Source organism: Pseudomonas moraviensis subsp. stanleyae (assembly GCF_036283065.1).
Taxonomy (GTDB): Bacteria; Pseudomonadota; Gammaproteobacteria; order Pseudomonadales; family Pseudomonadaceae; genus Aquipseudomonas; species Aquipseudomonas stanleyae.
Genome location: NZ_JAADJI010000001.1, coordinates 195,094 through 208,854, shown reverse-complemented (window position 1 = coordinate 208,854; position 13,761 = coordinate 195,094). Strand labels below are relative to the sequence as shown.

The following is a 13,761-nucleotide window of genomic DNA, read 5'->3' as shown; positions in this document are numbered from 1 at the left end:
ATCACACCCTTGAGCATTCAACCCGGCGCTTATTCTCCCGACCTCGCCGTACCCGCTGAAAAGCGTGTCTTCGGCGGGCGCGATCTGTTTTCCCTGTGGTTCTCCCTCGGCATCGGCCTGATGGTTTTGCAGACCGGCGCATTGCTCGCGCCGGGCCTGGGTCTGTCCGGTTCGTTGCTGGCGATTTTCCTTGGCACGCTGGTGGGTGTGCTGCTGCTCGCCGCTGTCGGCGTGATCGGCAGCGATACCGGCCTGTCTTCGATGGCGGCGCTGAAGCTCAGCCTCGGCAGCAAGGGCGCGAGCCTGCCGGCGCTGCTCAATCTGCTGCAACTGATCGGCTGGGGCTCGTTCGAAATCATCGTCATGCGCGATGCCGCCAGCCTGCTTGGCACCCGTGCGTTCAGCGAAGGCTCGCTCTGGGCCAACCCGATTCTGTGGACGCTGTTTTTCGGTGCGCTGGCGACCTTGCTCGCGGTGAGCGGGCCGTTGACGTTCGTGCGGCAGATTCTGCGCAAATGGGGCATTTGGCTGCTGCTCGCGGCGTGTCTGTGGCTGACCTGGAACCTGTTCGCCAAAGCCGATCTCGCGGCACTGTGGGCGCGCGCCGGTGACGGTTCGATGCCGTTTGCCGTGGGCTTCGACATTGCTATCGCCATGCCGCTGTCGTGGTTGCCGCTGATTGCCGATTACTCGCGTTTCGGCAAGCGCGCGAAGAACGTTTTCGGTGGCACGGCGGTGGGTTTCTTCATCGGCAATTTCTGGCTGATGAGCCTTGGCGTGGCCTATACCTTGGCGTTTGCGCCGAGTGGGGAAGTCAACGCGTTGTTGTTGGCATTGGCCGGTGCTGGTCTAGGGATTCCGTTGCTGTTGATTCTGCTGGATGAGTCGGAAAACGCTTTCGCCGATATTCATTCGGCAGCGGTATCGAGCGGGATTCTGTTGCGCCTGAAAGTCGAGCACCTGGCCTTGGCTATCGGCGTGATCTGTACGCTGATCGCACTGCTGGCGCCATTGGCGCAGTACCAGAATTTCCTGCTGTTGATCGGCTCGGTGTTTGCGCCGCTGTTCGGCGTGGTTCTGGTGGATCACTTCATCCTGCGCAAGCGCAGTGCTCAGGTCGCTTCAGCCGCATTGCGCTGGCCGGCGTTGCTGGCGTGGCTGGGTGGGGTGAGCACTTACCACTTGCTGGCGAATCTGTATCCGGATGTCGGCGCCACCCTGCCGGCGCTGGTGCTGGCAGGGCTGCTGCAATTAATCCTGGGCCGGGCCTTCAGTTACGGCCGGGAAACAGCTCAGGCTTGAGAATGCCGTTCAGGCGCGGATAAGGAATCTTCAGTTCGACGTGGCCCAGCGCGTAAGGCGCGATGGTGGTCACGTCGTACTTGAGGATCACGCCGCCGTAGGTCAGTGCTACGTGCGGGGTTTTCACGAACGGCCAGTTCGCCACGAATTCGGCCTCCTGATCGAGCTTGGTGCTGATCAGCCAACTGTTGTGCGCCACTTGTGCGGCTTTCCAGAACGCGTCCTCCTGACCCGGCAGCAACATGTCGGACAGGTTCAGCACCTTGTGCTGCTGGCGCGAATAATTGATGAAACCGCGACCGGGGTTGCCATGGGCGCCGCCGGTGTCGAGGTAGCTCGACAGCTCGATGATCACCAGTCCGTCATGCTGCTCGCGTACTTTCGCTTGCAGGTAGCTGCTGTTGCGCGGGCCGGCGCTGGCCAGGAACTGCTCGCGGTAGGCGGCCAGGGTTGGCGCCACTGGTGCGTTCTTCTCGGTGCGGGTCATTTGCAGCAGACGCTTTTCAATGATGCCGTCCAGTGCCGGCTCGTCCGGGAAGCGCAGGGTGTCGATGTTCACCAGCGGGCAATCGGGGTTGGAACAGCCGGGTTTGAGTTGTTCCGAGGCGTCGCGGGTGGTTTCCAGCGGCGTGCGATAGTTGGGCTGGAACAGGCTGGCACAGGCGCCCAGAGTCAGGGCAATAGCGGCCACAGAGGCAATTTTGAAAAGCGACATGGGCGTCCTTTCGAAAGCAGGGGAAGGCGAAAAGTTACCGCTTCGACTCTCAACGAAGCAGTCAGTTCGCCACTAAGCTAATTAGAGTGGGTTTCACTGTCACCGTCCATCCCGCTGACGGTAAAGGGGCTGCATCAAACGGTGCGGGCGCGTTAGGATGGCGCGAAGTCGAGGTTGCCGATAACCGCACGCAGCCTCGTGATGGATGTGCAGTAAAGAGGATGCTTATGACTGACTTTGCCAACGCCATTCCGACCGCCGTCGATATCGTGCGGCGCGAAAAATGCTACGAGGGCTTCTACAAGCTCGATCGTGTGCACCTGCGCCATGAGTTGTTCGCCGGTGGCATGAGCCGCGAGATCAACCGGGAAATCTTCGTGCGTCACGATGCCGTGTGCGTCCTGCCGTACGATCCGCCGCGCGATGAAGTGGTGCTGATCGAGCAGTTTCGCGTCGGCGCCATGGGCAAGGCCGACAACCCTTGGCTGGTCGAACTGGTCGCCGGTCTGATCGACAAGGATGAGCAACCGGAAGAAGTTGCTCACCGCGAGGCGCAGGAGGAAGCTGGACTGGACATCAAGGCGTTGTGGCCGATGACCAAGTATTTCCCTTCGCCGGGTGGCAGCAACGAATTCGTGCATTTGTATCTGGGGCGTTGCAGCACCGACGGTGTCGGCGGTCTGCACGGGCTGGAAGAAGAGGCCGAAGACATTCGCGTAACGGTCTGGGCATTCGAAGATGCCTTGCAGGCCGTGCGCGACGGACGGATTGCCAACGCGGCGAGCATCATCGCCTTGCAGTGGCTGGCGCTGAACCGCGCCGAAGTGAGGGGGCTATGGTCGTAAACAAGCTGCGCGATCGTTATCGGGTTGACCTCGTAGGGCTGCAAGCCGCCTGCGAGGCCAACTACGCGCGCCTGATGCGACTGCTGCCGGACATGCGCAACGAACCCGAGGCGCGGCGCATCGCTGTGACCCAGGGCGAGCAGATGCTCGGCGTGCTCGCCCTCGAAGTGCTGCAGACCTGCCCGTACACCACGACTTTGCAGGTGCGCCAGGAGCACAGCCTGCCATGGCTGCCGGTGCCGCAGCTGGAAGTGCAGGTCTATCACGACGCGCGCATGGCCGAAGTGATCAGCGCCGAACATGCACGACGCTTTCGCGGCATCTATCCTTATCCGAACGCCGCCATGCACCAGCCCGATGAAAAGGCTCAGCTCAATGTGTTTCTCGGCGAATGGCTGAGTCATTGCCTGGCGCTGGGGCACGAGTACGAAGTCGTTCGCTAGTTGTGAACTGCGTCCGCTTCGGCGGTTTCCCCTTTGTGTCATCCCCCAGCATAATTGCCGCACCCATCCATTGCGCGCCATAGCCCCGGGAGAACGCCTTGCCCAGCGTATCGACATTGACCAGCGCCGACCCGGCGCTGCTGGTGCAGTTGTCCGACAGCCACCTGTTCGCCGAAGCGGACGGCAAGCTGCTGGGCATGAACACCCGTGAAAGTCTGCAGAAGGTCATCGAGCTGGTGTTGGGGCAACAGCCGCAGATCGACCTGCTGCTGGCCACCGGCGATATTTCCCAGGACGGCACGCTGGAGTCCTATCAGGCATTTCGCCAGATGACCGTGCAGATCGATGCGCCGGCGCGCTGGATTCCCGGTAATCACGACGAGCCGCTGGTGATGGCCGAGGCGGCGGTGCAGAGCACGTTCTTGGAACCGGTGGTCGATATTGGCAATTGGCGGGTGACCATGCTGGATTCGGCGGTGCCGGGTTCGGTACCGGGCTATCTGCAGGACGACCAGTTGCAGTTGCTGGCCCGCGCGCTGAGCGAAGCGCCGGAGCGTCATCATCTGGTGTGCCTGCATCATCATCCGGTGTCAATCGGCTGCGCGTGGATGGAGCCGATCGGCTTGCGCAATCCTGAAGCTTTTTTTGAAGTGCTGGATCGCTTTCCACAGGTTCGCGCGGTGCTGTGGGGGCATGTGCATCAGGAAATCGACCGCGAGCGCAATGGTGTGCGCTTGATGGCGTCGCCGTCGACGTGCATTCAGTTCGAGCCGGGCAGTGCGGATTTCAAGGTCGGCGAGCAAGCGCCGGGGTATCGGTGGTTGCGGCTGTTGCCGGATGGGCAACTGGAAACTGGCGTCGAAAGAGTCACTGACTTCGAATTCACCGTCGATTACGGTTCCAATGGCTACTGAACTGACAATCAAAAGCCCCTCACCCCAGCCCTCTCCCTGAGGGAGAGGGGGCCGACCGAGGTGTCTTGCGCTATGCATCGACCTGAAACAGCGGTGGCGATTATGGATTCACAGCAAAGCGTTCATGTCGGCGTAGCTCTTCTATATCCCCCATCGGTTCCCTCTCTCTCCGGCAGAGGGGGCCGACCGCGGTGTCTTTCTTTATGCGTCGGGCTGAAACAGCGGTGTCGATTATGGATTCACGGCAAAACGTTCAGGTCGGTGTTGCTCTCCAAGATCCCCCATTCGGTCCCCTCTCCCTCCGGGAGAGGGCTAGGGTGAGGGCTGCTCTTGCTGTCACACCAATTTATCGAGCCCACCCCCAATCCCGGCTCTTCTCCCTGTAAACTCCGCTATCTTTCGCCGACAGCCAGGGAGCTCAAATGTCCGGTTCGATCCTCTATATCCACGGTTTCAACAGCGCGCCGGCCTCGAAGAAGGCCTGTCAGCTGGTCGCGGTCATGGAGCGGCTGGGCTTGAGCGAGCAATTGCGCGTGCCGGCGCTGCATCACCATCCGCGCGAAGCCATCGGTCAGCTCGAGCAGGCAATCGCCGAGCTGGGCCGGCCGTTGCTGGTGGGAAGTTCGCTCGGCGGCTACTATGCGACTCACCTGGCCGAGCGCCATGGCCTGAAAGCCCTGCTGGTCAATCCGGCGGTCAGCCCGCACCGGATGTTCGATGGTTATCTGGGCACACAGAAAAACCTCTACACCGATGAAACCTGGGACCTGACCCACGACCACGTCACGGCGCTGGCCGAACTGGAAGTGCCACCACCGCAGGATCCGCAGCGTTATCAGGTCTGGTTGCAAACCGGTGACGAAACGCTGGATTATCGCCTCGCCCAACAGTATTACCGCGCCTGTGCCCTGCGCATCCAGGCTGGCGGCGACCACAGTTTTCAGGGCTTTGCCGGGCAATTGCCGGCGTTGCTGAGTTTTGCCGGCATGGCTGCCGATATGTATCAGGCAATCGATTTCACCACGCTGTGAAGTCTTGCCCCTCTTTCATGAATGACTGACGACGAGACCTTATGGCCACTCCCAGCGCTAGTTCTTATAACGCCGACGCCATCGAAGTCCTCTCGGGCCTCGACCCGGTGCGCAAACGCCCCGGCATGTACACCGACACCAGTCGGCCGAACCACCTCGCCCAGGAAGTCATCGACAACAGCGTCGACGAAGCCCTGGCCGGCCACGCCAAATCGGTGCAGGTCATCCTGCACGCCGACCATTCGCTGGAAGTCAGCGACGACGGCCGTGGCATGCCGGTCGACATTCACCCGGAAGAGGGTGTGTCCGGCGTTGAGCTGATCCTCACCAAACTGCATGCGGGCGGCAAGTTTTCCAACAAGAACTACCAGTTCTCCGGCGGCTTGCACGGGGTGGGTATTTCCGTGGTCAACGCGCTGTCCACCGAAGTGCGCGTGCGCGTCAAGCGTGACGGCAACGAATACCAGATGACCTTCAAGGACGGCTTCAAGGCCTCCGAGCTGGAAATCGTCGGCACCGTTGGCAAGCGCAATACCGGCACCAGCGTGTACTTCGCGCCGGACCCGAAATACTTCGACTCGCCGAAATTCTCCATCAGCCGCCTCAAGCACGTGCTCAAGGCCAAGGCTGTGTTGTGCCCGGGCTTGCTGGTCAGCTTCGAAGACAAAGGCACTGGCGAGAAGGTCGAGTGGCATTACGAAGACGGCCTGCGCTCCTATCTGGTGGATGCGGTCAGCGAGTTCGAACGTCTGCCGAACGAGCCGTTCTGCGGCGCCTTTGCCGGCAATAAGGAAGCGGTCGACTGGGCGCTGCTGTGGCTGCCGGAAGGTGGCGACGCGGTGCAGGAAAGCTACGTCAACCTGATCCCGACGGCCCAGGGCGGTACTCATGTCAACGGTCTGCGTCAGGGTCTGCTCGACGCGATGCGCGAGTTCTGCGAATTCCGCAGCCTGCTGCCGCGCGGCGTGAAACTGGCGCCGGAAGACGTCTGGGAGCGCATTGCTTTCGTCCTGTCGATGAAAATGCAGGAACCGCAATTCTCCGGCCAGACCAAAGAGCGTCTGTCATCCCGTGAAGCGGCGGCGTTCGTTTCCGGTGTGGTCAAGGATGCGTTCAGCCTGTGGCTCAACGCCAACCCGGAAACCGGTCTGGCCCTGGCTGAACTGGCGATCAACAATGCCGGTCGCCGCCTCAAGGCGAGCAAGAAAGTCGAGCGCAAACGCGTCACCCAAGGCCCGGCACTTCCCGGCAAATTGGCTGACTGCGCCGGGCAGGATCCGATGCGTTCCGAGCTGTTCCTGGTCGAGGGTGACTCCGCCGGCGGTTCGGCCAAGCAGGCGCGGGACAAGGAATTCCAGGCGATCCTGCCGTTGCGCGGCAAGATCCTCAACACCTGGGAAGTCGACGGCAGCGAAGTGCTTGCCAGTCAGGAAGTGCACAACATCGCCGTGGCCATCGGCGTCGATCCGGGCGCGGCGGACATGAGCCAGCTGCGCTACGGCAAGATCTGCATCCTCGCCGACGCCGACTCTGACGGTCTGCACATCGCCACGTTGCTGTGCGCGCTGTTCGTCCAGCACTTCCGGCCGTTGGTGGATGCCGGTCACGTCTATGTCGCCATGCCGCCGCTGTACCGCATCGACCTCGGCAAAGAGATCTACTACGCCCTCGACGAAGCCGAGCGCGACGGTATTCTTGATCGCCTGGTAGCCGAGAAGAAACGCGGCAAGCCGCAGGTCACCCGCTTCAAGGGTCTGGGTGAAATGAACCCGCCGCAACTGCGTGAAACCACCATGGACCCGAACACCCGGCGTCTGGTGCAACTGACGCTGGGTGAAGACTTCGCCGAAACCTCGGAAATGATGGACATGTTGCTGGCGAAGAAACGCGCCGGCGACCGCAAATCCTGGCTGGAATCCAAAGGCAACCTCGCCGAGGTGCTGGCCTGATGCAGTTTGGCTGGGCCTTGGCGGGTGCGTTGCTGCTGAGTTCCCTGAGCGTGTCGGCCGAGCCGTTGCAGGAACTGCGCGTGCTCTCCGAGCACCCGGTCGTGGGCATGCGTGGCGGCAACCTGTCGGGTCTGGCCATGTGCGGCAATGAACTGTGGACGGTGTCCGATCGCGATGACGAGCAGATCTACCGGCTCGATACCCGCGATCCGGTCTGGCAAGCGCAAACCGTGCACATCGACGTGCCGCCTGTGCCCGAAAGCGGCTTGCCCTGGGGCTTGAGCTCGCGCACCTGGGCGGCATCGTTCATTCGCGGTGGCGATCTGGATTTCGAGGGCATCAGTTGCGACAGTTCCGGTAATCGCTACATCGTCAGTGAAGCCCATGCGGCGGTATTGCAGGTGCCCGTCAGCGGCCCGGCGAACTGGCTGAAGATCTCGCCGCTACTGGTTCGCGAGGCGCGGGCGAGCGGCATGCTGCTGAAGTTCAATTCGATCTTCGAGGGCTTGGCGATCAACCCGGCCGGTGATCAGATCTGGCTGGCCGCCGAACGGCAAAAGCGCGGCCTGCTGCTGATCAAGCGCCAGCAGACGGTGTGGGATTGCGACGGGCGCTGCGTGCTGCTCAGTGAGGGTGGCAAGGAGATGCAGCCGCCACAGTTTCCCAAGGCGAAAGCGGTTCATCGCGACTTTTCCGACATTTCATTGTTCAACGGCAAGCTGTTTACTCTTGAACGCAACGCTTATGAGGTCTGTCGTCGCGATGCACAGACGGCCAAGGTCGAGAAATGCTGGTCGTATGCCGATGAACTGTTGCAGGAAAATCGCCGCTACTCGCAGAACTACGGACTGGAAGAAGCACTGATCATTGATGCCGAGGGTGCATGGATCGGCGTCGACAACAATTTTGGCCCGCGTGCCGACGGTGAGGTCCGCCCTGTGGTCTGGCGCTTTGCCGCGCCGGACGGTGGCTGGAGCGCCAGGCCATGAGCCAGCAACCGCCGGGCAGGCGTGCCGGTCGGGTGCTGATGACTCTCGCCTGGTGCGCGGCGCTGTTTCTCGCGACGAAGTTTTTCGGCCAGTGGGAGCAGCGCCAGCAGAATCCGAACATTGTCGTCACCTCGGAGCAGGGCGAAGGTTTCATCGAGGTGAAACTGGCGAGCAATGCCCAAGGGCATTTTGTCGCCAGCGGCCAGATCAACGGTGAGCCGGTGGAGTTCATGCTCGACACCGGCGCCACCGATGTGGCGATCCCGGCGGATCTGGCCAAGCGTTTGAAGCTGCAAGAAGGTTTCGGCGTGACCCTGAGCACGGCCAATGGCCTGAGCCAGGGTTATCGAACGAAGATTGCCCGCCTGCAATTGGGCGACATCGTGCTGCGGGATGTCCGCGCACTGGTGGTGCCGGGGCTGCATGGCGATCAGGTGCTGCTCGGCATGAGCGCCCTGAACAAACTTGAATTTACCCAGCGCGGTGGCACCATGCTGCTGCGCCAGACAACGAACCGATGAGGCCCGCATGAGCGACTCCCTTGATCTCAGCCTGGACGGTGTAGAACGCCGCTCGCTGGCTGACTTCACCGAAAATGCCTACCTCAACTACTCCATGTACGTGATCATGGACCGCGCCTTGCCGCATATCGGCGACGGCCTGAAACCGGTACAGCGGCGTATCGTCTACGCCATGAGCGAGCTGGGGCTGGACGCCGATTCCAAGCACAAGAAATCGGCGCGTACCGTCGGTGACGTGCTCGGCAAATTCCACCCCCACGGCGACTCGGCGTGCTACGAAGCGATGGTGCTGATGGCGCAGCCGTTCAGCTATCGCTACACGCTGGTTGACGGCCAGGGCAACTGGGGTGCACCGGACGATCCGAAGTCCTTCGCCGCCATGCGTTACACCGAAGCGCGGCTGTCGCGCTATTCCGAAGTGCTGCTCAGCGAACTGGGCCAGGGCACCGCTGACTGGGGCCCGAACTTCGACGGCACGCTGCAGGAACCGCTGGTGTTGCCGGCGCGTTTGCCGAACATTCTGCTCAATGGCACCACCGGTATCGCCGTGGGCATGGCCACCGACGTGCCGCCGCACAATTTGCGCGAAGTTGCCACTGCCTGCGTGCGCCTGCTCGATGAGCCGAAAGCCACGGTCGAGCAGCTCTGCGAGCACATTCAGGGCCCGGATTATCCGACCGAAGCGGAAATCATCACGCCGCGCGCCGACCTGCTGAAGATGTACGAAACCGGCAAGGGCTCGGTGCGCATGCGCGCCGTGTACCACGTCGAGGACGGTGACATCATCGTTACCGCGCTGCCGCATCAGGTCTCCGGCGCCAAGGTGCTGGAGCAGATCGCTGCGCTGATGCAGGCCAAACCATCGAAAGCGCCGCAGATCGCTGACCTGCGCGACGAGTCCGACCACGAAAACCCGTGCCGCATCGTGATCATTCCGGTCAACAGCCGCGTCGATCACGAAGCGCTGATGCAGCATCTGTTCGCCAGCACCGAGCTGGAGTCGACCTACCGGGTCAACGTCAACATCATCGGTCTGGACGGCAAGCCGCAGCTGAAAAATCTGCGTGCGCTGCTGGTCGAATGGCTGGAATTCCGCGTGCTGACCGTGCGCCGCCGCCTGCAATTCCGCCTCGACAAGGTCGAGCGTCGTCTGCACCTGTTGGACGGCTTGCTGATCGCCTACCTCAATCTGGATGAAGTGATCCACATCATCCGTACCGAGGAGCACCCGAAAGCCAAGCTGATCGAGCGTTTCGCCCTCAGTGAGATTCAGGCCGACTACATCCTCGACACCCGCTTGCGTCAGTTGGCGCGACTGGAAGAGATGAAACTGCGCGACGAGCAGGACGAACTGCTCAAGGAACAAGCCAAGCTGCAAGCCCTGCTGGGCAGCGAAGCCAAGCTGAAGAAACTGGTGCGCACCGAGCTGCTCAAGGATGCCGAAACCTACGGCGACGACCGCCGTTCGCCAATCGTCGAGCGCGCCGAAGCCAAGGCGCTGACCGAACACGATCTGCTGCCGAACGAGAAAGTCACCGTCGTGCTGTCGGAAAAAGGCTGGGTGCGTTCGGCCAAGGGCCATGACATCGACGCCACCGGGCTGTCCTACAAGGCCGGCGATGGCTTCAAGACCTCGGCGGCGGGGCGCTCCAATCAGTTTGCCGTGTTCATCGACTCCACCGGCCGCAGCTATTCGGTCGCCGCGCACACCTTGCCTTCGGCCCGTGGCCAGGGCGAACCGTTGACCGGCCGGCTGACGCCGCCACCGGGCGCTTCGTTCGAATGCGTGCTGATGCCGGAAGACGATGCGCTGTACGTGATTGCGTCCGATGCCGGTTACGGCTTCGTGGTCAAAGGCGAAGACCTGCAAGCGAAGAACAAGGCTGGCAAGGCGCTGTTGAGTCTGCCCAACAACGCCAAGGTCATCGCGCCGCGCCCTGTGGCCGATCGTGAGCAGAACTGGCTGGCCTCGGTCACGACCGAAGGTCGCCTGCTGATCTTCAAGATCAGCGATCTGCCACAATTGGGTAAGGGCAAAGGCAACAAGATCATCGGTATTTCCGGTGAGCGCGTGGCCAGTCGCGAAGAATATGTCACGGACATCGCCGTCCTGCCGGAAGGCGCCACACTGGTGTTGCAAGCTGGCAAACGGACCCTGTCGCTGAAGGCCGACGACCTCGAGCACTACAAAGGTGAACGCGGACGCCGTGGTAACAAGTTGCCACGGGGCTTCCAGCGAGTGGATGCGCTGCTCGTCGAAAACCTCAATTAGACGAGAACGCCTTCCTAGAGCGTTCGATCTGCGATTAAACGCGTAGATCGACGCTTTGGCGCTGGAGTCGGAACGCATATTCACGGATGATATGGCCTTTCAAGCGCCGGCGTGGTCGAGCGTTCTTCATATTTATTGAGTATTTTCACTGTGGTCAGCCTTGTGGCGGCCACCTGGACGGGATGATGACTGCTCTACGCCCCCTTATTTTGTTGCTCGCCGGCGTTCTTGGCCTGGCGGGTTGCAGCGTTCACCAGCCGGTGTCGCTGTACCAACTGGACAGCGGAAGTCCGGTTCAGCCTGCGCAAAGCGCGGGCATGGCGGTTTTGCTGGGGCCGGTAGTTGTTGCCGATTACCTTCAGCGCGAGACTCTTCTGCAACGTCAACCCGACGGCAGCCTGCAAGCGGCGACGGACGGTCGTTGGGCTGGCAGCCTTTCGTCGGATATCGATCAGTTGCTGATGCGTCAGGTTGCCGGTCATTTGGACAGCCAGCGTGTAGTGCTGGCACCTGCCACCGCCGGGTTCACCCCGGATGTGCAGGTGCTGCTGACCATCACTCGCCTGGACTCGGGTGCGAAACAACCGGCCATTCTCGATGCGCAATGGCGTTTGATCGATCGCCGGGGCAAGGTGCGCGATAACCGCATCATTCATCTGCAGGAATTGCACGCAGGCAGCACCGCTTCGCAGGTGCAGGCACAGGGGATTCTGTTGCAGCGTCTGGCCGAGCAGTTGTCGGTGGCGCTCAAGCCGCTGGCCAACCAGCCGCCAGTGGCCGAGGCACCGCGTAAAGCCGCGCCGAAACCCGCAGCTCCGGCGACGGATGCCGAGAAGCAACCGAAGATTCCGATGGCTTCGCCGATTCGTACGGATATGGAAGTGTTTCGCTTCTGAGCCTGGAACGAGTCAGAACAGAGCCCGCCTTGTGCGGGCTTTGTTGTGTCTGGAGGTGGGGTGGAAGATCAAAAGCCCCTCACCCTAGCCCTCTCCCGGAGGGAGAGGGGACCGACCGAGGTGTCTGGCGTCTTACATCGACCTGAGAGATCTTGGCGATTATGGATTCACAGCCAAACGTTCATGTCGATATAACTCTCGAATATCCCCCAATCGGTCCCCTCTCCCTCCGGGAGAGGGCTAGGGTGAGGGGCCTTTCAGGGATGAACACGATTCCAATAACGCCGCGCACAAAAAAGCCCGCAGACATTCACTCATCTGCGGGCTTTTGCGTATGTGGCCTAAACCTTACGCCCGGCGCTCATGCATCCGCGCCAGTTGCCGCTCCAGCATCGACGGATACGGCTCCATCAACCGCTCGACACAGCAAGCGCCTTCAGGGCTGGCGATCGGCCGGATCCGCGCACGCTGGCGGATCAGCGCGTCATCACTGATCTTGCGCTCGACCAGCAGCAGATTGCGGCTGTGCTGCGACAAGGCCAGTGCATCCTGCGCAGAATCAGTCAGCAGCAGATCAATCTGGCTCAGGCCGAACAATTCATCGCCCAAGGTCAGGCCCAGCTGCAATTGCAGGGTGATGCCGCTGTCCGCGACCTCGATTTGCAACTGATGACCCAGAGCACGCAACAGTTCGCCGCAGCAGATGGCATTGGTCAGGTAGTCGTCGCCGCAGTCTTCGGTGTGGAACAGCAACAGTGTGCTGCCATCGTTGAGGGTTTCGATTTCTCCCTGATACAGCGAAGCGGCCTGCTCCAGGCAGTCGCGATAGCGTTCCTGCAATTCTTCCAGACGTGCGCGCGGCAAGCGGCGCAGTTGTTCCTGCGAACCGAGTTGTACGGCCAGCACGGCGGTGTGCTGCGGCACGTCAGGGCTCGGTTTGCGTGTGAGCGGTTGGGCGGCGCCGGTGATCGATTCGTCGCGCAGGTCGGCGAAGGCGTCATCGTCATCATCGTCTTCGACCGTGCTCACCAGGTGACGCGGTGCCGGTTTCTTCGCCGCCAGCGGGCGGCTTTCGTCGAAGCTCGGATCGCGCAGGTTACGCACCTCGAATTCCGGCTCGTCTTCATCCTCGGCGAATTCCGGCTCGGGTTCAGGCTCAGGCTCCGGTTCCGGGGCGTAGCTGGCGTGCAGCTGGCGCGCCAGATCGCCGATTTCATCCTGCCGATCGATGCCCGGTGTATGCGCGTCGATGCGGCGCAGCCACACACGCAGTTGCAGCAGCGGCGTCGACAGATAACGACCCATGCGCAGGCTCAGCGCCAATGACAGCGCCAGCAGAATCGCACTCAAAATGCCCATGCTCTGCAAGCTGATGGTCATCGGCTGCTGGAACTGATCCATGTCCAGACTGATGCGCAGTTGCCCGGCGGTCACGTCCTGGAAAGTGATCTTGCTCTCGTACATGCCCTCGGCTTCGCCCAGCAGGCTGTGCTTGGGACGCTGACCGGACTCGGCGAGGATGCGGTTGTCCACACTGTAGATCGCCGCGTGGGCGACCAGTTTGTTCTTGGTCAGGTTGTTGAGCAGCACGTTGAGGCTGAGGATGTCGTTGGACACCAGCAGCTCGGTGGCGGAAGTGGCGGTCTGCGTGGTCAGGCTTTCGCCCAGCGCATCGGCCTGCTCGTGCATGGCCTGCTTGAATTGCAGACCCATCACCCCGGCATAGATCACCAGGGCCAGAGCGACCAGGATCACGTTGTGGCTGGCAATGCGCAATGCAATCGGTACACGGCGGTGGCGCAGTGCACGGAAGATCAGCAGGAAGAAGTTATCGGTTTTGACTGGCGTGGGCCGGTTCACTTGAGCTCGGCTCTTTGTCCGTGA

12 protein-coding genes are annotated in these 13,761 nt (G+C 61.6%); 10 read left to right on the top strand and 2 right to left on the bottom strand.

Going from position 1 to position 13,761, the window contains the following annotated elements; genetic code table 11:
• Positions 1-9: 9 nt before the first annotated feature.
• Positions 10-1,302 carry a putative hydroxymethylpyrimidine transporter CytX gene (gene cytX / locus GXB78_RS00835; RefSeq protein WP_329513760.1) on the top strand — a complete coding sequence of 431 codons (1,293 nt, stop codon included), beginning with the start codon at positions 10-12 and terminating at the stop codon, positions 1,300-1,302.
• Here the strand turns inward: cytX and GXB78_RS00830 are convergent.
• Positions 1,271-2,017 (bottom strand): RsiV family protein, encoded by a 747-nt coding sequence (locus tag GXB78_RS00830; RefSeq protein WP_329513759.1) that lies wholly within the window; start codon positions 2,015-2,017, stop codon positions 1,271-1,273. The two genes, cytX and GXB78_RS00830, sit on opposite strands and share 32 nt — an antisense overlap.
• Positions 2,018-2,244: 227 nt before the next feature.
• On the opposite strand from GXB78_RS00830, the gene GXB78_RS00825 reads away from it, so the two are divergent.
• From GXB78_RS00825 to GXB78_RS00785, 9 genes are all read left to right on the top strand, one after another.
• Positions 2,245-2,862, top strand: coding sequence for an NUDIX domain-containing protein (locus GXB78_RS00825; protein ID WP_329513758.1), 618 nt, complete (start codon positions 2,245-2,247; stop codon positions 2,860-2,862).
• Entirely contained in the window at positions 2,853-3,305 is a 453-nt protein-coding gene (locus GXB78_RS00820; RefSeq protein ID WP_039756811.1) for a DUF1249 domain-containing protein, read from the top strand. Before GXB78_RS00825 ends, GXB78_RS00820 begins: the two co-directional genes overlap by 10 nt.
• A gap of 98 nt (positions 3,306-3,403) precedes the next feature.
• Positions 3,404-4,219 (top strand): 3',5'-cyclic-AMP phosphodiesterase, encoded by an 816-nt coding sequence (cpdA, locus tag GXB78_RS00815; RefSeq protein WP_329513757.1) that lies wholly within the window; start codon positions 3,404-3,406, stop codon positions 4,217-4,219.
• A 422-nt stretch (positions 4,220-4,641) separates the two neighbouring features.
• On the top strand, positions 4,642-5,250 hold the full coding sequence (locus GXB78_RS00810) for a YqiA/YcfP family alpha/beta fold hydrolase (RefSeq protein WP_329513756.1): 609 nt from the start codon (positions 4,642-4,644) through the stop codon (positions 5,248-5,250).
• Between the two features lie 41 nt (positions 5,251-5,291).
• Complete coding sequence (parE, locus tag GXB78_RS00805; protein ID WP_024011346.1) at positions 5,292-7,199, top strand: DNA topoisomerase IV subunit B; 1,908 nt, start codon at positions 5,292-5,294, stop codon at positions 7,197-7,199.
• Positions 7,199-8,188, top strand: coding sequence for an esterase-like activity of phytase family protein (locus tag GXB78_RS00800; RefSeq protein ID WP_329513755.1), 990 nt, complete (start codon positions 7,199-7,201; stop codon positions 8,186-8,188). The genes parE and GXB78_RS00800 overlap by 1 nt, the downstream gene beginning before the upstream one ends.
• The gene (locus GXB78_RS00795; protein WP_329513754.1) at positions 8,185-8,709 is read left to right on the top strand and encodes a retropepsin-like aspartic protease family protein; all 525 of its coding nucleotides are present in this window, start codon (positions 8,185-8,187) and stop codon (positions 8,707-8,709) included. Before GXB78_RS00800 ends, GXB78_RS00795 begins: the two co-directional genes overlap by 4 nt.
• Before the next feature lie 7 nt (positions 8,710-8,716).
• The gene (parC, locus tag GXB78_RS00790) at positions 8,717-10,981 is read left to right on the top strand and encodes a DNA topoisomerase IV subunit A (protein WP_130909839.1); all 2,265 of its coding nucleotides are present in this window, start codon (positions 8,717-8,719) and stop codon (positions 10,979-10,981) included.
• 185 nt (positions 10,982-11,166) lie between these two features.
• A complete protein-coding gene (locus GXB78_RS00785; RefSeq protein WP_329513753.1) occupies positions 11,167-11,877 on the top strand; it encodes a PqiC family protein in 711 nt (236 codons plus the stop codon).
• A 348-nt stretch (positions 11,878-12,225) separates the two neighbouring features.
• On the opposite strand, the gene GXB78_RS00780 is transcribed toward GXB78_RS00785, so the two are convergent.
• The gene (locus GXB78_RS00780) at positions 12,226-13,737 is read right to left on the bottom strand and encodes an AhpA/YtjB family protein (protein WP_329513752.1); all 1,512 of its coding nucleotides are present in this window, start codon (positions 13,735-13,737) and stop codon (positions 12,226-12,228) included.
• Positions 13,738-13,761 lie beyond the last annotated feature (24 nt).

Coding starts and splice junctions, on each gene's coding strand:
- GXB78_RS00830 (WP_329513759.1), bottom strand. CDS start 2,017: ATGTCGCTTTTCAAAATTGCCTCTGTGGCCGCTATTGCCCTGACTCTG.
- GXB78_RS00825 (WP_329513758.1), top strand. CDS start 2,245: ATGACTGACTTTGCCAACGCCATTCCGACCGCCGTCGATATCGTGCGG.
- GXB78_RS00820 (WP_039756811.1), top strand. CDS start 2,853: ATGGTCGTAAACAAGCTGCGCGATCGTTATCGGGTTGACCTCGTAGGG.
- GXB78_RS00810 (WP_329513756.1), top strand. CDS start 4,642: ATGTCCGGTTCGATCCTCTATATCCACGGTTTCAACAGCGCGCCGGCC.
- parE (WP_024011346.1), top strand. CDS start 5,292: ATGGCCACTCCCAGCGCTAGTTCTTATAACGCCGACGCCATCGAAGTC.
- GXB78_RS00800 (WP_329513755.1), top strand. CDS start 7,199: ATGCAGTTTGGCTGGGCCTTGGCGGGTGCGTTGCTGCTGAGTTCCCTG.
- GXB78_RS00795 (WP_329513754.1), top strand. CDS start 8,185: ATGAGCCAGCAACCGCCGGGCAGGCGTGCCGGTCGGGTGCTGATGACT.
- parC (WP_130909839.1), top strand. CDS start 8,717: ATGAGCGACTCCCTTGATCTCAGCCTGGACGGTGTAGAACGCCGCTCG.
- GXB78_RS00785 (WP_329513753.1), top strand. CDS start 11,167: ATGACTGCTCTACGCCCCCTTATTTTGTTGCTCGCCGGCGTTCTTGGC.